General features: G+C 61.7%; 22 protein-coding genes. 9 read left to right on the top strand and 13 right to left on the bottom strand.

The window, feature by feature from the left end:
- Positions 1 to 76 precede the first annotated feature (76 nt).
- Both PYH37_RS13175 and PYH37_RS13180 read right to left on the bottom strand, forming a co-directional pair.
- Positions 77 to 1279 carry an efflux RND transporter periplasmic adaptor subunit gene (locus PYH37_RS13175; protein WP_280735394.1) on the bottom strand — a complete coding sequence of 401 codons (1203 nt, stop codon included), beginning with the start codon at positions 1277 to 1279 and terminating at the stop codon, positions 77 to 79.
- Between the two features lie 40 nt (positions 1280 to 1319).
- A complete protein-coding gene (locus PYH37_RS13180; RefSeq protein ID WP_280736030.1) occupies positions 1320 to 2132 on the bottom strand; it encodes an alpha/beta hydrolase in 813 nt (270 codons plus the stop codon).
- Positions 2133 to 2270: 138 nt separating this feature from the next.
- Here PYH37_RS13180 and PYH37_RS13185 point away from each other — a divergent pair, with 138 nt between their 5' ends.
- Positions 2271 to 3182 carry a LysR family transcriptional regulator gene (locus PYH37_RS13185; RefSeq protein WP_280735395.1) on the top strand — a complete coding sequence of 304 codons (912 nt, stop codon included), beginning with the start codon at positions 2271 to 2273 and terminating at the stop codon, positions 3180 to 3182.
- Between the two features lie 12 nt (positions 3183 to 3194).
- Here PYH37_RS13185 and PYH37_RS13190 read toward each other — a convergent pair whose 3' ends face one another.
- The gene (locus tag PYH37_RS13190; protein WP_280736703.1) at positions 3195 to 3485 is read right to left on the bottom strand and encodes a winged helix-turn-helix transcriptional regulator; all 291 of its coding nucleotides are present in this window, start codon (positions 3483 to 3485) and stop codon (positions 3195 to 3197) included.
- Positions 3486 to 3706: 221 nt separating this feature from the next.
- Here PYH37_RS13190 and PYH37_RS13195 point away from each other — a divergent pair, with 221 nt between their 5' ends.
- Positions 3707 to 4024, top strand: a complete 318-nt coding sequence (locus PYH37_RS13195) for a DMT family transporter (protein WP_280735396.1) — start codon at positions 3707 to 3709, stop codon at positions 4022 to 4024.
- A 67-nt stretch (positions 4025 to 4091) separates the two neighbouring features.
- On the opposite strand, the gene PYH37_RS13200 is transcribed toward PYH37_RS13195, so the two are convergent.
- The 3 genes from PYH37_RS13200 to dapD form a co-directional block, all read right to left on the bottom strand.
- Complete coding sequence (locus PYH37_RS13200) at positions 4092 to 5993, bottom strand: DEAD/DEAH box helicase (protein ID WP_280735397.1); 1902 nt, start codon at positions 5991 to 5993, stop codon at positions 4092 to 4094.
- 154 nt (positions 5994 to 6147) lie between these two features.
- Positions 6148 to 6531 (bottom strand): DUF805 domain-containing protein, encoded by a 384-nt coding sequence (locus PYH37_RS13205; RefSeq protein ID WP_280735398.1) that lies wholly within the window; start codon positions 6529 to 6531, stop codon positions 6148 to 6150.
- Positions 6532 to 6535: 4 nt separating this feature from the next.
- Complete coding sequence (dapD, locus tag PYH37_RS13210) at positions 6536 to 7393, bottom strand: 2,3,4,5-tetrahydropyridine-2,6-dicarboxylate N-succinyltransferase (protein WP_280735399.1); 858 nt, start codon at positions 7391 to 7393, stop codon at positions 6536 to 6538.
- Positions 7394 to 7701: 308 nt separating this feature from the next.
- Between dapD and PYH37_RS13215 the strand changes: the two genes are divergently transcribed.
- The gene (locus PYH37_RS13215) at positions 7702 to 8601 is read left to right on the top strand and encodes an LOG family protein (protein WP_280735400.1); all 900 of its coding nucleotides are present in this window, start codon (positions 7702 to 7704) and stop codon (positions 8599 to 8601) included.
- A gap of 44 nt (positions 8602 to 8645) precedes the next feature.
- Here the strand turns inward: PYH37_RS13215 and PYH37_RS13220 are convergent, their stop codons facing one another.
- Positions 8646 to 9359 carry a pyrimidine 5'-nucleotidase gene (locus PYH37_RS13220; protein WP_280735401.1) on the bottom strand — a complete coding sequence of 238 codons (714 nt, stop codon included), beginning with the start codon at positions 9357 to 9359 and terminating at the stop codon, positions 8646 to 8648.
- A 103-nt stretch (positions 9360 to 9462) separates the two neighbouring features.
- Between PYH37_RS13220 and PYH37_RS13225 the strand changes: the two genes are divergently transcribed.
- From PYH37_RS13225 to PYH37_RS13235, 3 genes are all read left to right on the top strand, one after another.
- Positions 9463 to 10377 carry a DMT family transporter gene (locus PYH37_RS13225; RefSeq protein ID WP_280735402.1) on the top strand — a complete coding sequence of 305 codons (915 nt, stop codon included), beginning with the start codon at positions 9463 to 9465 and terminating at the stop codon, positions 10375 to 10377.
- 81 nt (positions 10378 to 10458) lie between these two features.
- Positions 10459 to 11532: a bifunctional transcriptional activator/DNA repair enzyme AdaA gene (locus tag PYH37_RS13230; RefSeq protein WP_280735403.1), complete on the top strand. Its 1074-nt coding sequence runs from the start codon at positions 10459 to 10461 to the stop codon at positions 11530 to 11532.
- A gap of 72 nt (positions 11533 to 11604) precedes the next feature.
- Positions 11605 to 12381 (top strand): isocitrate lyase/PEP mutase family protein, encoded by a 777-nt coding sequence (locus tag PYH37_RS13235; RefSeq protein WP_280735404.1) that lies wholly within the window; start codon positions 11605 to 11607, stop codon positions 12379 to 12381.
- 182 nt (positions 12382 to 12563) lie between these two features.
- Here PYH37_RS13235 and argB read toward each other — a convergent pair whose 3' ends face one another.
- A complete protein-coding gene (gene argB / locus PYH37_RS13240; protein WP_280735405.1) occupies positions 12564 to 13451 on the bottom strand; it encodes an acetylglutamate kinase in 888 nt (295 codons plus the stop codon).
- Positions 13452 to 13506: 55 nt separating this feature from the next.
- Between argB and PYH37_RS13245 the strand changes: the two genes are divergently transcribed.
- From PYH37_RS13245 to msrB, 3 genes are all read left to right on the top strand, one after another.
- Positions 13507 to 13668, top strand: coding sequence for a hypothetical protein (locus PYH37_RS13245; protein WP_280735406.1), 162 nt, complete (start codon positions 13507 to 13509; stop codon positions 13666 to 13668).
- Between the two features lie 241 nt (positions 13669 to 13909).
- Entirely contained in the window at positions 13910 to 14623 is a 714-nt protein-coding gene (locus tag PYH37_RS13250) for an anti-sigma factor (RefSeq protein WP_280735407.1), read from the top strand.
- 292 nt (positions 14624 to 14915) lie between these two features.
- Positions 14916 to 15413 (top strand): peptide-methionine (R)-S-oxide reductase MsrB, encoded by a 498-nt coding sequence (msrB, locus tag PYH37_RS13255; RefSeq protein ID WP_280735408.1) that lies wholly within the window; start codon positions 14916 to 14918, stop codon positions 15411 to 15413.
- A gap of 155 nt (positions 15414 to 15568) precedes the next feature.
- Here msrB and PYH37_RS13260 read toward each other — a convergent pair whose 3' ends face one another.
- From PYH37_RS13260 to rpmH, 5 genes are all read right to left on the bottom strand, one after another.
- Positions 15569 to 16108: a DUF1269 domain-containing protein gene (locus PYH37_RS13260; RefSeq protein ID WP_280735409.1), complete on the bottom strand. Its 540-nt coding sequence runs from the start codon at positions 16106 to 16108 to the stop codon at positions 15569 to 15571.
- Between the two features lie 325 nt (positions 16109 to 16433).
- A complete protein-coding gene (yihA, locus tag PYH37_RS13265) occupies positions 16434 to 17087 on the bottom strand; it encodes a ribosome biogenesis GTP-binding protein YihA/YsxC (RefSeq protein ID WP_280735410.1) in 654 nt (217 codons plus the stop codon).
- Between the two features lie 210 nt (positions 17088 to 17297).
- Entirely contained in the window at positions 17298 to 19088 is a 1791-nt protein-coding gene (gene yidC / locus PYH37_RS13270) for a membrane protein insertase YidC (protein WP_280736032.1), read from the bottom strand.
- Positions 19088 to 19486, bottom strand: coding sequence for a ribonuclease P protein component (rnpA, locus tag PYH37_RS13275; protein ID WP_280735411.1), 399 nt, complete (start codon positions 19484 to 19486; stop codon positions 19088 to 19090). The genes yidC and rnpA overlap by 1 nt, the downstream gene beginning before the upstream one ends.
- 21 nt (positions 19487 to 19507) lie before the next feature.
- Positions 19508 to 19642 carry a 50S ribosomal protein L34 gene (gene rpmH / locus PYH37_RS13280; RefSeq protein ID WP_012706673.1) on the bottom strand — a complete coding sequence of 45 codons (135 nt, stop codon included), beginning with the start codon at positions 19640 to 19642 and terminating at the stop codon, positions 19508 to 19510.
- Positions 19643 to 19771 lie beyond the last annotated feature (129 nt).

The raw sequence follows: 19771 nt of genomic DNA on the forward strand, positions 1-19771 counted from the left end.
CTCACCCGCCGGCTCGGCGCATGCAGTTTGATTTCGGTCCCAGGGCCCTGCTTGAAAGAGGCGAGGCCGCTGGTTGCTATGGCTTTGCGATCGAGGCCGTGGCTTGCTCGACCGGCTGCGGAGCGACGACGACACCAGGCCGCACACGCTGCAGCCCGTTGACGACGATGCTCTCGCCGGACTTCAGGCCGGTTTCGACGATCCTCAGACCGTCGGCAGTCGGCCCGAGCGTCACCTGCCGGTATTCGACCTTGTTGTCCGAACCGACGACCAGCACGAATTTCTTGTCCTGGTCGGAGCCGATCGCGCGATCGCTGATCACCAGCTTCTCCGACGGTTCCGGATCGCCGATGCGGATGCGGACGAATTGCCCGGGAATCAACCGGCCGTCGGCGTTGTCGAGCGCCGCCCGCACGCGAATGGTGCCGGTCGTGGCATCCACCTCATTGTTGATGAGCTGGATATGACCATTAATCGGCGTGCCCTCGTCGGCGGCCGTGCCGATCTGCACGGGAATGCGCTCGATCGAGTCGGCATCGGCGGAAGCGGAGAGCTTTGCAAGGGCGGCCGCGACCACTTCCTCGCTCACGTTGAAGCTCGCATAGATCGGGTCGATCGAGACGATCGTCGTCAGCACCGGTGAGGCGGAGCCGGCCGACACGAGGTTGCCGGCAGTTACCTCGAGCTTGCCGACGCGGCCGGTGATCGGCGCGTGCACTTCGGTATATTGCAAGTCCAGGCGCGCCGAACGCAGCGCCGCCTTTGCCGAGCGGACATTCGCCTGTGCTTCGTCATAGGCGCTGAGCCTTTGGTCGACCCCGCTTTGCGGGATGGCGCTTGTGGTGACCAGTTTACGGCCGCGTTCGAGTTCGGTCTTCGCCAAGGCGACCCGTGCCTCCGCTGCCGCGACCTCTGCCTCGGCGCGCTCAACGGTGGCCGCGTAGGGCTCGGGATCGATGGTCACCAGAAGGTCGCCCTTCTTGACCAACGCACCTTCACGAAAATGCGCGCTGAGGATTGCGCCGCCGACGCGGGGGCGAACCTCGACGCGCTCGATTGCCTCGAGCCGTCCGGAGAAGTTCTCCCAGGTGGTGATCCGGCGTGATTCCGCCTTCGCCACGGAAACGGGAACGGCGGGCGGTGCCGCAACTGTCTCGGTTGCGGCGTCGGCCTCGAAAGGATTGGGCACGCCGAGGAAGACGGCGGCCCCACCGGCGACGGACATAAAGATACTTAAGCCGGCGCCCCAAAGGACCCGGCGGGTAGCGGTCGATGTCATGTTCTCTCCTCGCCGGTTGGGAGCCGGCATCTATGCTTGTTTACTGCTGCTTTGGCTTTGCCCCCGTCTCCTGAAAGAAGCGGGAGAAAATGCCGGAAATGGTTTTTTCCTGTGAAGGCCAGTTCTCCTGGGCGGCATTCGCCGGGATCCAGGCGGCGCGTCCGGGCAGGACGTGTATCTCCACCGGAACGCCGGCCGCGCGCAGGCGCTCGGCATAGGCCTTTGTCTCGTCGCGCATCGGACATTCCTCGCTGGTGATGACGAGCGCCGGAACGAGCCCGCCGAGACGTGTGCAATGGCCGGGCGCCGCATAGGGGTGGGTCAACCCGCTTCGCTCCCCGAGATACTGCTGCCAGCCCTCGGCGATCGACTGGACCGAACTCTGCGGACAGTACTTACGGAACGATGGCGTTGCCAGGCACGGATCGAGCAGCGGCGACAACAAGATCTGCCCTTTGAGTTCAGTCAGGAACTGGTCCCGCGCCATCAGTGCCAGGCCGGCTGCAAGATTGCCGCCCGCTTCCTCGCCGGCGACGAACAGCATGGACTTTTTATGCGCGAACTGCGGACAGCGGCTGCGCATCGAAGCGAGCATCGCGTAGGACGCCTCGAGTGCCGCCGGAAACGGGTTTAGGCATGCGGAGGGATATTCCGGCGATATGACGATAGCACCCGCAACGGCAAGCGCATTGGCGACCTTTTCCCCTGCTGCGACCGACTCCCCGACGAAGCCTCCGCCATGGAGGTGAAGCACGATCGGCGGCGGCGCGAGCAGCGACGCGCCACGGTAGACGCGCGCGCGGCACGAACCCTGACTCGTCCCAATCGTCTCTTCCGTAAAATGCGTGTTCATCTCTCTTGTCTCTGCCATGGGTGAATCCCTAGATGAGGGACAACCCGCGATGTTTGCAGCATAACATTGTCTTTCGTCTGGAATAGTCCGTGGGTTCTGACTACACTATTCGGTATTTCGAACAATGCGGTTATTGAAATGGACCAGCTCACGGCCATGCGCGCCTTTCTTCGAGTGGTGGAAACCGGCAACTTCACGCGGGCCTCTGCCTCGCTCAACATGCCGAAGGCGACTGTCACCAACCTCATTCAGGGTTTGGAGGCGCATCTCAGGACGAAGTTGCTCAACCGCACGACGCGGCGGGTTCTGGTGACCCCGGACGGCGCACTCTATTATGAGCGTGCCGCCCGCCTTCTCTCCGACCTTGACGAATTGGATGGCAGTCTCTCGAGCGCGCAAAGCCTGCCGAAAGGGCGGCTGCGCGTTGAAACCGCGAGCGCGTTTGCCAACCTGATCATCATTCCCGCGCTGCCCGAGTTCAACAGGAAGTATCCCGATATCCAGATCGATCTCGGTGTTTCCGACCGCACGATCGACTATATCGCGGAGAACGTCGATTGCGCCATCCGTGCCGGCACGCTGACGGACCAGTCGCTGATCGCCCGGCGCATCACGGAGATGAGATTCGTCGCCTGTGTCTCGCCGGTCTTTCTTGAGCGGCATGCAACGCCGCAGCATCCCTCCGACCTCGAGAAAAACTGCTACGTCGTCGGCTATTTCCTGCCGAAAACCGGCCAGCAGATGCCCTTCCATTTCCGGCGTGGAAACGAGGAGATCGAGGTCAACGGCCGCTACACCGTCGCGGCAAACGAGTCGACGACCTATCTTGCCGCCGCGCGGGCGGGACTCGGCGTCATCCAGGCGCCGCTCTTCATGGTGCGCGACGACCTTCGCACCGGAGCCTTGGTTCCGGTCCTGGCGGATTGGCAGGTCGATGCGATGCCGATCTATCTGGTCTATCCGCCGAACCGTCACCTGAGCAGCCGCTTGCGCGTCTTTGCCGACTGGGTGGTCAAGGTGGTGGCGCAGTCGCAAATCGATGGCAATTGAGCGGACGGTTTCTCACCTGCTCCGTTCGGCATCATAGCGCTCGCGCGCGGCGTCGAGCTCGCCGAAATGCGTCTCGGCCCAGCGGTCGAGCACGACCAGGGTTTCGCTCAGCGATCGTCCGACGGGGCTGAGCCGATATTCGACATGCGGCGGCACGGTCTGTTTGTCCTCGCGGATGACGAGGCCATTGCGTTCCAACTCTTTTAGGGTCTGCGTCAGCATCTTCTGCGACACGTCGCCCAGTTTGCGCATGAGCGTGGCGTTGCGCATCGGGCCCGCCTCCAGGGCAGAGATGATCAGCATCGCCCATTTGCTGGCGACGAGCTCCAGCGCGTGGCGGGAGGAGCATGTCGGATCGAAGACGCTGGGAATTGAGACCACCGGTGTGGTCGAGGCCGCGGGGATATTTGTCCTATCCGAAGACATTTTTATAGTTACCAAAAGGTGCGTAATTGCACTCCGGTGCCTATCCTACAAGATTAATACCAGAATTGAAAATCACTGAGGTAGGCACGGAGACGACAATGGCGTGGATCATCCTTCTGGCGGCGAGCGCCGTCGAAATCGCCATGGGGCTTGCGCTTAAATATGCCGAAGGCTGGACGCGGCTGATGCCTAGTGTCATCGGCGTGACCGCGGCACTTGCCAGCATTTATCTTCTGACGATCGCGATGCGGGAACTCCCGGCCGGCACCGCTTATGTGGCCTGGACCGGTGTCGGCTCTGTCGGGATCACCGTGCTTGGCATTGTTCTTTTCGGCGATCCGGTTTCCTGGCTCCGCCTCGTCTGCATTGCCATGATCATCGTCGCCGTTATCGGGCTACGGTTTCTCGAAGCTTGACCTCTTCCCAGGAAACGACGCGGGAAGAGGATAGGGACGGCTTCCTTCCGCTCAGCGTCCGTACAGGTCAGGCCTGCCGGTTTTTCGCGTTGTTGCGCTTGGGCTTCGGCTTGAAGCCGCCGCCCTCTTTCTTCGCCTCGGATTTTCCCTTCTTCTTGCTCCAGGGCTTCTCGTCCCGTTTTCCGGGTTGCGCATCCTGAGCGAAGGCAGGCTTCTTTTCAAACTTGCGCTTCGGACTGAAATCTTTGTTCTCGCGCTCGGGTTCGGCGTCCGCCGGCCGTGGCCGCTTCTTTGCGAAATCCGGCTTCTCCTGCCGCGCCTGAGAAAAATCGGGAGCACCCGAAAGTGGCTTGACGCGAATGCCCTTTTCCAGTGTCCGGTTCGGCCCGATCGCCGAGAGGAAACGCTCCGCACCCTCTGCTGCCAATTCGACATAGGTCTCTTCCGCTTGCATGCGGATCGCGCCGATATCGCGCTTGGTCAGCTTTCCATGGCGGCAGAGCATGGGAATGAGCCAGCGTGGCTCGGCATTCTGCTTGCGCCCGACGGAGAGCGAGAACCAGGTGCCGTCGGTGAAATCTGCGCGCGGCGCGCCAATCTCGTCGCGGGCGGAGACCGGCGCGTCGCGCCGCGCCTTTCTCCGATCGTCGGCAGGCGAAATGTCCGCCAGATCCTCCGGTGCCGAGCGGCCGGAACGGAACTGTCGCACGAAAGCGGCGGCGAGCTTTTCCGCGCCATGGCGGTCGATCAGCGCACGCACGATTGCCTGTTCGTCTTCGCGCAGCGGCTCGTCGAAGGTCGCATCGGCGATGATGCGCTCGTCGTCGCGGCTTGCAACCTCATCCGCCGACGGTGGCTTGGCCCAAGTCGCGGTGATGCGGGCGTTTTCCAGCAACCGCTCGGCCTTGCGACGCATATTGACAGGCACGATCAGTGCGCTGACGCCCTTTTGGCCCGCGCGCCCCGTGCGCCCGCTGCGATGGAGCAGCGTCTCGGGATTGGTCGGCAGATCGGCGTGGATCACGAGTTCCAGTCCGGGCAGGTCGATACCGCGTGCTGCAACGTCGGTGGCGATGCAAACGCGGGCGCGGCCGTCGCGCATCGCCTGCAGCGCATGCGTGCGCTCGTTCTGGCTGAGCTCGCCCGAAAGCGCGACAACGGAAAAGCCGCGATTGTTGAAGCGGGCGGTGAGATGATTGACGGCGGCGCGAGTCGAACAGAAGACGATTGCATTCCTCGCCTCGTAGTAGCGAAGAACATTGATGATGGCGTTCTCGCGATCGTTTGGCGCAACGACGAGGGAGCGGTACTCGATGTCGCCGTGCTGCTTCTGTTCGGATGCCGTGCTGATCCGAATGGCATTGCGTTGATAGTTCTTGGCAAGCGTTGCGATCGAGCGCGGCACGGTCGCCGAAAACATCAGCGTGCGGCGTTCGGCCGGCGCCGCTTCGAGAATGAACTCCAGGTCTTCGCGGAAGCCGAGATCGAGCATCTCGTCCGCCTCGTCCAGCACGACGGCGCTGAGCGCCGAGATGTCGAGCGAGTTCCGTCGGATGTGGTCGCAAAGCCGCCCCGGCGTGCCGACGACGATATGCGCGCCGCGTTCGAGCGACCGCCGCTCGTTGCGCATGTCCATGCCGCCGACGCAGGAGGCAATTGTTGCGCCGGCGAATTCGTAAAGCCATTCGAGTTCGCGCTTGACTTGCAGCGCCAATTCGCGGGTCGGGGCAATGATCAGAGCCAGCGGCGCGCCCGCTGCGTCGAGTTGCCGTGCGCCGCCAAGCATCGCCGGCGCGAGCGCTAGGCCGAAGGCCACGGTCTTGCCGGAGCCGGTCTGCGCGGAAACCAGCGCATCGGCGCCGTCGAGCGCCGGGTCGAGCATCGCCTTCTGAACCGGCGTCAATGCACTGTAACCGCGTTTTGCCAACGCGTCGGCGATCGCGGGCGCGATCCCTTCGAACTCAGTCATGTATCGTCTTTCGGATTTCGGTCTTGACGCCGGCAGACGAGCGGACCTCGGATCAGGTCGTCATCAGCATCGATAGCCGCGGCCAACACGTCGCGGGCCTGTTCATTGCCGGGCTACATACTTGGTAAGGACGCGAATGTACAGTGCGGATTCATTACCGGCCGGGGCCGTTGCGGTGCCTGCCGTATTCGTTCTCCCCTTGCGTACCAGGCCAGAGACAGAGCGCGACGAAAACGATGGGGCTGAGCACCGGAATGAAAAGGCAGAGCGCCAACGGACCCGGATAGCCGATGTCATGCAGTCGCTTGATGGCGAGCATGGCGATGGAGACGGTTGAAAGCACACCCGAAACGATCAGCGCCAGCGTCCAGAGCGCCAACGCGGTGTCCTGTTCCTCGTTCTTCAGCGTCTGCATGAGGAAAATGCCGCCGATCACGAACCAGAACAGCCAGGAAAGCAGGAAGGGCAGGCGGCCGATGCGGCCGGAGGGGCTGAAGAACAGCCACGTCATGCTCGGCTGCCGCCCCTCCTCCGCCATAATGTCAATCTCTGAGCAGCTCGTTGATGCCTGTCTTCGAACGAGTCTTTTCATCGACGCGCTTGACGATCACGGCGCAATAAAGGTTCGGGGCCGGCTGGCCATTGGCCATGGTCGAAGCCGATGGCATGGAGCCGGCGACGACGACGGAATACGGAGGCACTTCTCCGTACGTCACTTCGCCCGTCGCGCGATCGACGATCTTGGTCGACTTGCCGATGAAGACGCCCATGCCGAGAACCGAGCCCTCGCGAACGATGCAGCCTTCGACCACTTCGGAGCGCGCGCCGATGAAGCAATTGTCCTCGATGATCGTCGGACCGGCCTGCATGGGCTCCAGCACGCCACCGATGCCGACGCCGCCGGAAAGGTGTACGTTCTTGCCGATCTGCGCGCAGGAGCCGACGGTCGCCCAGGTGTCGACCATCGTTCCTTCGCCGACATAGGCGCCGAGATTGACGAAGGACGGCATCAGGACCGCGTTAGGAGCGATATAGGCCGAACGGCGCACGACACAGTTCGGCACGGCGCGGAAACCTGCCTTTTCGAATTCGTTGACGCTCCAGCCATCGAATTTGGAGGGAACCTTGTCCCACCAGACCGAGTCGCCGGGGCCGCCCCTGATGAGTTCCATCGGGTTCAGCCGGAAGGAGAGGAGCACGGCTTTCTTAAGCCATTGATTGACAGTCCAGGTCCCGTCCGCGCCGCGCTCGGCAACACGCACTTTGCCGCTGTCGAGCAGGTTCAGCGCCGCTTCGACGGCGTCGCGAACCGCTCCGCGGGTGCCGGTATTGACGGCTTCGCGATCTTCAAAGGCGGTCTCGATCGTCTGCGACAGGGAGGCGAGATCGTGGTTCGTCATCGGAATTCCTTAAAGTTCGGCGGTTATCGTGCAAGCTCTACTGCATAAATCTTCGAATCGGAACCGATTTAAGAACAAAACCATGCAGCAATTCAAAGGTGCTACAGCGGTCTTTACGGCTCTCAAAGATGGCGACGCTGTGGAGCATGATCCTGAAAAGTTGAAGGGCTTTTAGGCTCTGGCTATTCAACGGGACTTGGCAAGCTTCTGCGTTTCCGGCAGTAGGGACGCCTTTATGACCGAGGAAACATCACGGAGCGCGTCCGGACGAGATCTTGGTTGTTCGAAACGCGACGGAAAGACGAGATATGGCACGCATGAAGAAGCGCGCTCTGCGCCGCAAGGGTGGGGTCTGGGATCCGCTGGCAGACAGCACGCAGAGCAAGCTGCGCGCATCGACCGTGCCGTTGACGCCGCAATCGGCCTCGCCGACTTACCGTCTCGCCTATATCGACGATGATTTTCTGTGCCGCGAAGAGCTGCGGCCGGTCCGCCTGCAGCTTGAATTGCTGAAGACGGAGATGATGCTCGAGGAGCGCGGCATCAACTCGACGGTCGTGATGTTCGGCGGCGCGCGCATTCCCGAACCGGGCGGCGAGGCCTGGGCGGCCAAGAACGATATCCAACGGAAGAATCTGGAGGCCGCGTCCGTCTATTATGACGAGGCACGCAAGTTCGCCCGGCTCTGCTCCGAGCAATCGGCCAAGCGCGGGTACAAGGAATATGTCATCGTTACCGGCGGCGGCCCGGGCGTCATGGAAGCGGGAAACCGGGGCGCCGCGGATGCCGGTGCGCCGTCGATCGGCCTCAACATCGTCCTGCCGCATGAGCAGGCGCCGAATCGTTTCGTGACGCCGGAGCTCTCCTTCAACTTCCACTATTTCGCCATTCGCAAGATGCATTTCCTCTTGCGCGCCAAGGCGGTAACCGTTTTCCCGGGCGGCTTCGGCACGCTCGACGAATTGTTCGAAACCATGACGTTGATGCAGACCGGCCGCCTAGCACTGGTGCCGCTCATTCTCTTCGGCGAGAAGTTCTGGCGCTCGATCATCAATTTCGAAGCCCTGGCCGAATTCGGCACCATCGCGCCGAACGATGTCGATCTCGTGCATTTCGTCGAAACCGCGGAAGAGGCCTGGGAGATCATCGCCGGCTTCTACGAAACTGTCGACCCGCGCTCGGTACCGATGGCGTCCGGCAGGCGATAGTCTTGCAGTGCCGTGCGCCTTTTCAGGCGCACAAAGGGGCGCCTTCAGGCTTTCGCAACCACGCGTCGCAGGAAGCCGGCCAGGTCCTCGGTGATGTAGTCGATCTGCTCGTCTGCATCGCTGGATGTTTCCCAGGCTTCGGCGAATTCGTATTCGAGATTGCGCGGCACCAGCAGCACCGTCTTCATGCCAAGCGCCTTCGGCACCACCAGGTTGCGCGGCAAATCCTCGAACATGACCGCGTGACGCGTATCGACGCGGTGAAGACTCATGAATTTGTCATAGGTGTCGCCGGCCGGCTTCGGCACGAAGTCCGCGGCAACGATGTCGAAGATATCGTCGAAGTGATCGAGAATGCCGAGCGCGCGCGCCGTCATCTCGGCATGGGCGACGCTGCCATTGGTGAAGATGAACTTGCGCCCCGGCAGAGCCTTGATCGCCTCGCCAAGGTCGGGGTCGGCTGGAACAACGCTGTAATCGATCGCATGCGCCCGTTGGAGGAAATCGTTCGGATCGACACCGTGATGGACCATCAGGCCCTGCAGCGTGGTGCCGTGATCGCGGTAATAATCCTTCTGCAGCTTCTTCGCCTCGCCCGGCTCCAGTGACAGGAGCTCGGCGACATAGGCCGTCATGTTGCGGTCAATCTGCGCGAAGAGATTGACGTGGTGCGGATAAAGCGTGTTGTCGAGGTCGAAAACCCAATCGGTGACATGGGCGAACTCGGCATGGGTCGGGAGGCGATCGAGCTTTTTCATGGCCGGGTTATGCCACGCGACGCTCACGAAAGGAACGGATTTAATTTTGCATTAGCTGCTCACACCAATGGATTGTCCGCCGCTCCCATGCTAGCGGCCGAATATGGAAACCTGGGTCCTTATCACCGTCGCTGCGGCCTTCCTTCAGAATGTCCGCTCCGCCATGCAGAAACACTTGAAGGGCGTCATGGGCACGACCGGCGCCACCTTCGTGCGTTTCGGGTTCGGCCTGCCCTTCGCGCTTCTCTACCTCGTTGTTCTCTGGCGTGTCGCCGGGCATCCCCTGCCGGTGCCGAACGGCACCTTCTTCCTCTGGGCGGTGATCGGCGGAATGGCGCAGATCGCTGCGACATTCCTGCTCGTTCATCTCTTTTCCTTCCGCAATTTCGCCGTCGGCACGGCCTATTCGCGCACCGAGCCGGCCCAGGCGGCGCTCTTCGGGCTGGTTTTTCTGGGCGAGAAAGCGAGCCAGGGCGCGCTGGTCGCGATCGCTATTTCGGTGATTGGCGTCATGCTCATCTCCGTTGCCCGTACGACACTCAGCGCGCGATCGCTGGTGACGTCGGTTTTCAGCCGTACGGCCGGCATAGGGCTGCTGTCCGGTACGTTCTTCGGGCTCTCCGCCGTTTCCTATCGTTCCGCCTCGCTGGCGCTGGCGCCCAGTTTGCCCGTGCCTGACTACATCATGCAGGCGAGCTTCACGCTCGGCTGCGTCATCCTGTTGCAGACCATGGTCATGCTTGTCTGGATTGTCGCGCGCGAGCCCGACGAGTTGAAACGCATCGGCGCAGCCTGGAAACCCGCCTTCATCGTCGGCTTCGTCGGCGCCTCGGCATCGTTCGGCTGGTTCATGGCCATGACCTTGCAGCAGGCGGCAATCGTCAAGGTGGTCGCGCAGGTCGAGATGCTCTTCACTTTTGCCTCGTCCTTTTTCGTTTTCCGCGAATGGATCAACCGTCTCGAACTGCTCGGTTGCCTGCTGATCGTGCTGGGCGTCCTCATGCTGATCGTTCTGTGAGCGGGTGCGGCTCGCGGAAGCCGCTGAAATAGACGCCCGAATTTCGGCGGACGAACCGTTTGCCGAGTGCTACAAACTGGCATGCTTTTCGATTTGCCGAACGACGATCTCCTTTACGATGCGCTTCTTGCGCGTAGTTTCGACTATGAGGGCCAGGCCTTCGTCTGCGTAAAGAGCACCGGCATCTTCTGCCGGCTCTCCTGTCCCGCCCGCAAACCTAAGCGGGAAAACACCCTGTTTTTCGACAGCATAGCGGCTTGCCTCAATTCCGGTTTTCGACCTTGCGAGCGGTGCCGTCCGCTGGACGGGGCCTCCGAGAAAGAGCCGTTGGTGGACGGCCTCCTGAAGTTGCTTGATCGCCATCCGGACCATCGTTGGACAGAGGACGATCTGGTGCGGCGAGGACTAGACCCCTCGACCGTCCGCCGCGCCTTCAAGAGGAGCCTCGGCGTGACCTTTCTCGACCTTGCACGCCAGCGGCGAATGGGGGAGGCCGCGCGCCAGCTTTCCGCCGGTGCCAGAGTCATCGAGGCGCAGATCGATGCGGGTTATGATTCGCCAAGCGGTTTCCGCGCCGCCTTCGCCAAACTGATGGGAGAGGCGCCCGCCACGGCCCAGGGGCGTGAACTGCTGTTTGCCGATTGGATCGAAACGCCGCTCGGCCCCATGGTGGCCGTCGCCGATCAGACGCATCTTCACCTGCTCGAATTTCACGATCGCAAGGCGTTGCCGGCGGAGATGGAGAGTTTGAAACGCAAGACGCGATCGGCCGTCGTGCCAGGCAGGACGCCGCCGATCGACCAGATCGACGCCGAACTCAAAACCTACTTTGCCGGCAATTCTGGCGATTTTCGCACGCCCATGGCTCTCGACGGCAGCGCCTTCGAGCGGCAGGTATGGACAAAGCTGTCGCAAATACCTTTGGGCGAGACACGATCCTATAGCGACATCGCCCGGGAAACCGGTACCATCCAGGCAGTTCGCGCCGTGGCCAGGGCCAACGGCTCCAACTGCATCGCGATCGTAGTGCCTTGCCACCGCTGCATCGGGGCGGATGGATCCTTGACAGGGTATGGCGGTGGACTTTGGCGAAAGCAATGGCTGCTGCGGCACGAAGCAAAGATGAGGCCTGTTGGATTGTTTGGTGCGGGATGAGATGTGCGGGGTTTCCGCCGGCATCCCGCTGTAACTTGTTAGAATCATGTTGATGATTTTGGAGGAGATGCAATGAACCAGGAGGAAAGGGCGCTCGCCTTTGCAGGGCTGCACCGCAAGGGCGACCCGGTCGTTCTATACAATATCTGGGACGCTGGCAGTGCCCGCTGCGTGGCCGAGGCCGGCGCCAAGGCGCTCGCGACCGGAAGCTGGTCGGTGGCGGCGGCACACGGCTTTGCTGACGGGCAGAAGATACCGCTGCCGCTGCTGATCGAGGCAGTCCGCGAGATCGTCACTGCGATCGACCTCCCGCTTTCAGTCGACTTCGAGGGTGCCTATTCGGAAGATCCGGCGCAGGGCGCGGCCAATGTGGCGCAGTTGATCGATGCCGGCGCGGTCGGCATCAACTTCGAAGATCAGGTCGTCGGCAAAGGCGGCATCCATCCGACTGACAGGCAGGTTGCCCGCATCCGGGCCATCCGCGAAATGGCGGAGCGTCAGAATATCTCCCTCTTCATCAACGCACGCACCGACCTTTTCCTGCAGGAAGGCGATGCTGCACGTCATGCGAGCTTGCTGGACGAGGCGATTGCGCGGGCGAAGGCTTATGCCGGGGCGGGGGCGAGCGGTTTCTTCGCGCCGGGGCTCGCCGAAGCCGACCTGATCGCCAGGCTCTGCGCCGCGTCACCCCTGCCGGTAAACGTGATGATGAAGCCCGGCGCGCCGGACCTCGCCATCCTCGCCACCGCAGGCGTCGGCCGCGTCAGTTACGGGCCGTTCCCCTATAGGGCGATGATCGCCCGGCTGCGCGACGAAGCGGAAAAGGTCTACCGGGGCGCCGCGAAATAGCGAGCAAAAAGAGTGCGCGGTTTCCGCCCGGAAAATTGCCCCTCATCCGGCCGCCGGCCACCTTCTCCCCATTCTGACGGGGAAAAGGACTCGGCGCGAGCTCTCAATCCCTTCTCCCCGCTAGAGACAGTAGGGTGAGGGACAGCCAAAGGCGCGGACCGGCTTTTCGCGCCCGTATCTGTTTACGGCACGATCAGCGTGCCAGCGCCGTGTTCGGTGAAGATCTCCAAGAGCACAGAATGGGCGGTCTTGCCGTTGAGGATGACGACGCCCTGTACGCCGGCTTTGATCGCGTCCATACAGGTCTCGACCTTCGGGATCATGCCCCCGGAGATCGTACCGTCGGCAATCAGCGTGCGCGCCTCGGCGACAGACAATTGCTTGATGAGCTCGCCCTTCTTGTTCAGCACGCCCGGAACGTCGGTCAGGAACAAGAGGCGCGTCGCATTGAGCGCGCCGGCGATCGCGCCCGCGAAGGTGTCGGCGTTGATGTTATAGGTGTGGCCGTCGCGACCGGGCGCCACCGGCGCGATCACCGGGATCATCTCCGAGCGCGCCAGCAGGTCGAGCAGCGTGCGGTCCACTTCGACTACGTCGCCTACAAAGCCGAGATCGAGCACGCGCTCAATGTTGGAATCCGGATCACGGATGGTCTTCTTGGCCTTTTCGGCAAAGACCATGTTGCCATCCTTGCCGCAAAGCCCAATCGCCCATTCGCCGGTCTGATTGATCAGAGCAACGATTTCCTTGTTGATCGAGCCGGCAAGCACCATTTCGACGATCTCGACGGTCTTCTCGTCGGTGACGCGAAGCCCGCCTTCGAACTTCGATTCGATGCCCATCTTGGTCAACATCGCGCCGATCTGCGGGCCGCCGCCGTGCACGACGATCGGGTTCACGCCGGATTGCTTCAGAAGCGCGATATCGCTCGCGAAGGCGCGTCCGAGCTCGGGATTGCCCATGGCATGGCCGCCATATTTGACGACGATCGTCTTGTTCTCGTAGCGCTGCATGTAGGGCAGGGCCTGGGCGAGCAGGCGTGCCTGGATTTCACTTTCTGATGCGGACATGGCGGATCCTCGAAAAATACCGGCTGCTGTTTAGCGCAAGTTTCCTGCGGATGGAATGATCCGGACGCAACATACGACCGTAATGCGGCGACAGGCGTTCAAGCCGCCAGGCGCGCGAAAGTCGAAGATCGACGTCGAGATCTGCGGTGCGAGTGCCGCCTTGTGGCCCGCAAGCCCGGCTGGCCGTGGCCGTGCGATCGATCTCCTGCGGGCGTGAAAACTCTCGCCGAGGCGATTGACGAGGCTGGCGATTTGGCCGATTCTGCTCTTGATCCGGAGAGATCGGCTGTAGCCCCCGCCGAAGGACCATGGGCCGTCTGGAGGAGCTCGACGAGGAGCGTATCGAGGTCGTTCGCCCTGTCTCACGAAAGAGCTGCCGGGAACCGGACGCGATATTCGCGGCTTGCCGCTCAAGACCAGGGGTCCAGTCTCCTGACATTGAGAGAGTGTAGAGAACGATGACGACGCAGAAGCCCGAGAGCGGGGATTCCCGCCGCGACGAGGTGATTGCGGGGGAATACGTGCTGGGCGTTCTGTCTGCCGAAGACCGCCGGAAGGTCGAGGCGCGCATGGCAACCGATCGCAATTTCGCGGCCATTGTCATCCGTTGGCAGAACAATCTCGCCTCTTTCGATGGATCGGTCGTCGTGTCACGTCCGCGTGCATCAGCTTCGGTGGAGCGTCGGATTTCCGACATGCCCGCGAGCCCCGGCAGATCTCCGGGCCTCTGGAACTCGCTGCCTCTCTGGCGCAGTCTCGCCATCGCGTCGCTGACCGCTGTCGTTGTGCTTGCGGCGTCGATGGCTGGCCTGTTCAGTGGTGGGACGGGCGGTCGGCCGCTGATGGCAGAACTGAAAGGCCAAGGCACCGCCGTCAGCCTCGTCGCGCATTTCGACGCTGGCTCCGGGCGCCTCAAGCTGACGCCGGTTGCGGCCGCCAGCCAGGCGGAGGAAAAGTCCCTTGAGCTGTGGCTGACCAAGGGCAACGCCCCTCCGATCTCGCTCGGCGTCTTGCCCCAGTCCGGCGGAGGCGAGATTGTCATAGCTCCCGCGATGCGGATGAAAATTACGGAGGGCGCGACGCTCACCGTCAGCGTCGAACCGCTGGGCGGCTCGCCGACCGGTGCGGCCACCGGGCCGACAATCGCGCTCGGCACAGCGCGCTATTTGTGACGCTACTGCATAATTCCTGAAATCGGATCTGATCTAAGGATAATATTATGCATTAATTCAGAACGTTACAGCGACCTTTGCGCGTCTGAAACGACGCGCGGCGCTGTAGTCACGGCAACGGTTCCGGAGTTCAAAGTGTCACAACGTCCTTTGTGCGTCTGAAGAGACGCACGGCTGTAATGCCCGCCTCTGACGCTTTCACGGCGGTTTGATCGGCCTTGTTTTGCCGCACTGCGAGTGAACGCTTATCCTTGGCGGCGGAACGGGTTAAGGCCGCCGAGAGGAGGTTCTCATGTCGAGCCGGCGGGGTTTCTTAGTGGCGGGCGTGACATTCGCTTCCTGGGCGATCGTGCGCGGGATCGTCCCGCTTGCGCATGCTTCCACTAGCAGCGAAGCCTTCGAACTCGTGAAGACGGACGAAGAATGGAGGGCCCTGCTCGGCGAGGAGCGATATGGGATCCTGAGGCAGGAGGACACGGAGCGGCCGTTCAGCAGCGCGCTCAACAACGAGAAACGAAAAGGGATCTTTCACTGCGCCGGATGCGGCCTGCCGGTCTATTCCTCCGAGGCGAAATACGATAGCGGCACTGGCTGGCCGAGCTTCTGGCAATCGCTCCCCGGTGCGATCGGCACGCGGGAGGACAATTCCTTATTCATGACGAGGACCGAATGCCATTGCCGCCGCTGCGGCGGGCATCTGGGCCACATCTTCGACGACGGTCCGCCGCCGACAGGCAAACGCCACTGCATCAACGGCCTCGCCCTCACATTCTCGCCCGCTGCGGCTTGACGCAACGACTATGCGAAGCGCCCTCGGTCCAGAAAAGGCGAGGCCACAGCCTGTGATTGCTCTCAAAACCCTTCTCCCCGCTCGCGGGGAGAAGGTACTGGCAGGCGGATGAGGGGTCATTTCCGGGCAGAGACCTCCGTAAACGGAGCAGTCGATCAGAACGTGCCGGCTTGCGGCGAAGGCGTCTGTACATCGGAGAGAGCGGCTTGAAGCTGCTGCTCCTGTTCCGGCGAAAGTGATGTCTTCAGCACGCGGCCGCGCAGCCCGGAGAATTCGGCCAACACTTTCTCCGGTTGCACCTTGCGCACCAGGATGAAAAGCGCCGAAGAGTTGTTCGGGATCGTGTTGCCGAGCGATTTGATGAAGTCGTCGTCGATGCCGTAGTCGGCAAGCGAGCCGGAGAGGGCACCGGCCCCGGCGCCGAGAGCGCCGCCGATCGCAAAGCCCGCCAGAGGGTTGAGGAAAAGCAGGCCGACCAGTCCGCCCCAGAGAGAGCCCGAAAGAAGGCCCGAGGTGGCGCCGACGGTGGTTAGGTTCATGCTCTGCTTCAGGTGCACTTTGCCTTCTGCGTCGCGCACGACGACGACCGCGTCTTCCAGATCGATCAGATATTCCTTCTTAAGGCTGTTGAGCTTCAAGAGAACCTTGTCGGCCTCATCCGTCGAATCGAATCCCACGACAATCAAATCGGACATGTCTCTCTCCTGATCCTTGGGGCGACACACCTGTCGCCGCCAGGTAGAAATAGAGCGGATTGCGTGTTGGGGTAGTGACAGAATCAAAGACTTTCGTCTTCCAGATCGACAGCCGCTCACGACGTTTTGGCTTCAAACTGTGAAATTCATCGTCATTGACGATAACGGCTCAAGGCCGGGCTACGGGCAGAAACCGCGCGGGGCTTCTCCACTCTAGATCACGATGATTTTAGGTCGGATCGACCTAAAATCATGAACGTGATCGATTCTAATAAGTGGCGCGGGATGCGGGCGGAAAACCGCGCACACTTTTCCTCATTCCGCGCTAGCGCGCCACCGCGATGTCGATCGCGGCCCGCAGATCTTCGATACCGACGCCTTTTTCCGATGATGTCGACAAGACCTCCGGATAGGCAGCCGGCCGCTTCTTGATCTTCTCAAGCGTCTCGGAAATCAGCCGCGGCACGCCGGCCGCCTTGATCTTGTCCGTCTTGGTGAGCACGATCTGGTAGGAGACGGCTGCCTTGTCGAGGAGCGAGAGTACGTCCTCGTCGTTCTTCTTGATGCCGTGGCGTGCGTCGATCAGCACATAGACGCGCTTCAGCGTCGAGCGGCCGCGCAGATAATCGAACACGAGCTTGGTCCAGGCATCGACCTGCTCCTTGGGCGCCTGCGCGTAGCCGTAACCGGGCATATCGACGAGCGCCATCGGCGGCAGGTCGCCGGCTTCGCCGGAATAGCCGTCCGGCACGAAATAGTTGATCTCCTGGGTGCGACCCGGCGTGTTCGATGTGCGCGCGAGGCCCTTCTGCCCGACGAGGGCATTGATCAGCGAAGACTTGCCGACATTCGAGCGGCCGGCAAAGGCGATCTCCAGCGGCCCCTCCGGCGGCAGGAACTTCATCGAAGGAACGCCGCGGATGAAGATCCACGGCCGGCCGAAGACGGCGGAATCGTTTTGGTTCTTCTTCTCTGCCATGGTTCGGATTTCCCTTTCCCGGCCGGCTTCAGACTTTTGGGAGCGCTTGTCAAGCGCGATGCGGTGTACCGCTATCTTTGGGCGGCTGAATGGATGCGCGCTGCTATCGTGCGGTTAGCGCTTTGCGAGCAGTTCATGCAAGAGGATGCTGAAACGAAAAAGCCCCGGATGGTCCTCGATCCGGGGCTCTTGCGTGAAGTCGGCCGCCGGCTATTCCGCCGGCTTCGGTTTCTTCGAGAAGAGCTGCTTCAGATTGTCGAACAGCTCGACCTTCACGCCCTGGCGCTTCATGATGATCGACTGCTGGGCGATCGACAACGTGTTGTTCCAGGCCCAGTAGATCACGAGACCCGCCGGGAACGATGCCAGCATGAAGGTGAAGACCACCGGCATCCAGGTGAACAGCATAGCCTGGGTCGGGTCCGGCGGTGTCGGGTTCATCCGCATCTGCATGAACATGGTGATGCCCATGACGATCGGCCAGACGCCGAGATGCAGGAACACCGGCACGTCATAGGGCAGCAATCCGAAGAGATTGAAGATCGTCGTCGGATCGGGTGCGGAAAGGTCCTTGATCCAGCCGAAGAACGGTGCGTGGCGCATCTCGATGGTGATGTAGATCACCTTGTAGAGCGCGAAGAACACCGGTATCTGGATGATGATCGGCCAGCAGCCCGCCAGCGGATTGATCTTCTCCTCCTTGTAGAGCTGCATCATCGCCTGCTGCAGCCCCATGCGGTCGTCGCCGAACTTCTTCTTCAGTTCCTCCATCTTCGGCTGGACCTTCTTCATGTTCGCCATGGACGCATATTGCTTGTTGGCGAGCGGGAAGAAGATGAGCTTCACGACGATCGTGGTGATCAGGATCGCGATGCCGAAATTGCCGAAGAGACGGAAGAAGAAATCCATCATTTTGAACATCGGCTTGGTGATGAAGTAGAACCAGCCCCAGTCGATCAAGCGGTCGAATTTCGGAATGGCATAGGCGGCCGCGTAGCTGTCGACGGCCGGGACTTCCTTGGCGCCGGCGAAGACGAGGTTCTTCACTTGCGCAGACTGGCCAGGAGCAACGGTGACCGCATCGCCCTTGTAGTCGCTCTGGTAGCGGGCGCGACCATCGGTGAAGTGCGAGAAGCGGGTGTCGAAAGGCGTCTCTTGCGGCGGGACGATCGTGGCGGCCCAGTACTTGTCGGTGATGCCAAGCCAGCCACCGGTCGCCTTGCCCGGTTCGAGCGGCGGGCTGTCCTCGACGTCCGAATAGCTCACTTCCTGAAGGCTGTCGCCGGTGACGCCGATGAAGCCCTCATGCAGGACATAGATGCTCGGCGTCGTCGGCTTGTTGAAGCGCGTCACGCGGCCGTAGGAGGAGAGCGAAACCGGTTCTGCGGCGTCGTTCTTGATGCTGTCGACCACCTGGAACATGTAACGGTCGTCGATGGAGATCGTTCGAGTGAAGGTGAGGCCTTTCTCGTTGGTGTAGGTCAGCGTCACCGGCGTCGATGGCGTCAGCTTATCGCCGCCGGAAAGCGTCCATACGGTCTGCGGCCCCGGAACGGAACCAGTCGCATCGTTGCCGACGTAGCCAAGTTCCGTGAAATAGCCGTCTGCGGTCTCCGCGGGGCTGAAGAGCGTGATGATGGGGCTCTGCGGGTCGACCGTCTCGCGGTAACCCTTGAGTTTCAGGTCGTCGAAGCGCGCGCCGGTGAGGTTGATGGAGCCAGAAAGCGCCGGCGTGTCGATCACGACGCGTGCAGACTTGGCGACGGCCTGGTCGCGGCTTTCGCCCGGGACCGCGCCGCCGGGCAACGCCTGCCCCGGTGTCGGCTGCCCCGGTGTCGCCTGCTCGGCGCCGGTCTGGGGCTGAGCCTGTTGCGTCTGCTGGGCCCGTTCCGCGGCGATGCGGTCCTTCTCGATCTTCGGATTGACATAGAAGAATTGCCAAGCGACGAGGATCAGCACCGAGAGTGCAATCGCCACGAAATAATTGCGGTTGTTTTCCATCATGGTTTCCTGGAACCGGCCGAGGGCCGCTTCGGTTTCGGCTTGTTTTCGATGCGATCCTGGAGCGTCCGCGTCAATGCGTCAAAAGGAGCGTTCAGGAGATCGCGTCGGGCGACAATCACATAGTCGTGTCCCGGTTTCATTGCAAACCCGGCGGAAAGCCGCACGGCTTCTTTGAGGCGTCGGCGCATTCTGTTTCGCGCGACGGCATTGCCGTGTTTCTTGGTTACTGTGAAACCGACGCGGGCCTCGCCCTCCGGATCGTTCCGGTCAAGCACTTCGAGGAGAAATAATGGCCCTTTGCGGCTTTCTCCAGCCCTAACGGCCAAAAACTGCGGACGGCTTTTCAGCCGCCCGACAGTCGTCTTGTTTTTATCTGACGTCATGTGCCCGGACATAAGGTTTCGGGCAGTTCCGGCTCAGGCCGAAAGACGCTTGCGGCCACGAGCCCGACGGGCTGCGAGAACCTTTTGGCCACCCTTGGTGGACATACGTGCACGGAAGCCGTGACGGCGCTTGCGAACAAGCTTGGACGGTTGGTAGGTACGCTTCATTTATTTAAATACCGCGGTGTGCGGCCCTTCTTGAGTTTGCATAGTGCAAGGAGCGTTTACGTTACCGGGCGCAGCTCCGCCTTTGGCACGGCTTGACCGGACGTGCGCGGCTTATAAGGACAAATGTCC

The organism is Sinorhizobium numidicum, from assembly GCF_029892045.1.
Lineage (GTDB): Bacteria > Pseudomonadota > Alphaproteobacteria > Rhizobiales > Rhizobiaceae > Sinorhizobium > Sinorhizobium numidicum.

Bases quoted from the DNA above. Each gene is read 5' to 3' on its own strand.
- PYH37_RS13175 (WP_280735394.1), bottom strand. From the start codon at position 1,279: ATGACATCGACCGCTACCCGCCGGGTCCTTTGGGGCGCCGGCTTAAGT.
- PYH37_RS13180 (WP_280736030.1), bottom strand. From the start codon at position 2,132: ATGAACACGCATTTTACGGAAGAGACGATTGGGACGAGTCAGGGTTCG.
- PYH37_RS13185 (WP_280735395.1), top strand. From the start codon at position 2,271: ATGGACCAGCTCACGGCCATGCGCGCCTTTCTTCGAGTGGTGGAAACC.
- PYH37_RS13190 (WP_280736703.1), bottom strand. From the start codon at position 3,485: ATGCTGATCATCTCTGCCCTGGAGGCGGGCCCGATGCGCAACGCCACG.
- PYH37_RS13195 (WP_280735396.1), top strand. From the start codon at position 3,707: ATGGCGTGGATCATCCTTCTGGCGGCGAGCGCCGTCGAAATCGCCATG.
- PYH37_RS13200 (WP_280735397.1), bottom strand. From the start codon at position 5,993: ATGACTGAGTTCGAAGGGATCGCGCCCGCGATCGCCGACGCGTTGGCA.
- PYH37_RS13205 (WP_280735398.1), bottom strand. From the start codon at position 6,531: ATGGCGGAGGAGGGGCGGCAGCCGAGCATGACGTGGCTGTTCTTCAGC.
- dapD (WP_280735399.1), bottom strand. From the start codon at position 7,393: ATGACGAACCACGATCTCGCCTCCCTGTCGCAGACGATCGAGACCGCC.
- PYH37_RS13215 (WP_280735400.1), top strand. From the start codon at position 7,702: ATGGCACGCATGAAGAAGCGCGCTCTGCGCCGCAAGGGTGGGGTCTGG.
- PYH37_RS13220 (WP_280735401.1), bottom strand. From the start codon at position 9,359: ATGAAAAAGCTCGATCGCCTCCCGACCCATGCCGAGTTCGCCCATGTC.
- PYH37_RS13225 (WP_280735402.1), top strand. From the start codon at position 9,463: ATGGAAACCTGGGTCCTTATCACCGTCGCTGCGGCCTTCCTTCAGAAT.
- PYH37_RS13230 (WP_280735403.1), top strand. From the start codon at position 10,459: ATGCTTTTCGATTTGCCGAACGACGATCTCCTTTACGATGCGCTTCTT.
- PYH37_RS13235 (WP_280735404.1), top strand. From the start codon at position 11,605: ATGAACCAGGAGGAAAGGGCGCTCGCCTTTGCAGGGCTGCACCGCAAG.
- argB (WP_280735405.1), bottom strand. From the start codon at position 13,451: ATGTCCGCATCAGAAAGTGAAATCCAGGCACGCCTGCTCGCCCAGGCC.
- PYH37_RS13245 (WP_280735406.1), top strand. From the start codon at position 13,507: ATGATCCGGACGCAACATACGACCGTAATGCGGCGACAGGCGTTCAAG.
- PYH37_RS13250 (WP_280735407.1), top strand. From the start codon at position 13,910: ATGACGACGCAGAAGCCCGAGAGCGGGGATTCCCGCCGCGACGAGGTG.
- msrB (WP_280735408.1), top strand. From the start codon at position 14,916: ATGTCGAGCCGGCGGGGTTTCTTAGTGGCGGGCGTGACATTCGCTTCC.
- PYH37_RS13260 (WP_280735409.1), bottom strand. From the start codon at position 16,108: ATGTCCGATTTGATTGTCGTGGGATTCGATTCGACGGATGAGGCCGAC.
- yihA (WP_280735410.1), bottom strand. From the start codon at position 17,087: ATGGCAGAGAAGAAGAACCAAAACGATTCCGCCGTCTTCGGCCGGCCG.
- yidC (WP_280736032.1), bottom strand. From the start codon at position 19,088: ATGGAAAACAACCGCAATTATTTCGTGGCGATTGCACTCTCGGTGCTG.
- rnpA (WP_280735411.1), bottom strand. From the start codon at position 19,486: ATGTCCGGGCACATGACGTCAGATAAAAACAAGACGACTGTCGGGCGG.
- rpmH (WP_012706673.1), bottom strand. From the start codon at position 19,642: ATGAAGCGTACCTACCAACCGTCCAAGCTTGTTCGCAAGCGCCGTCAC.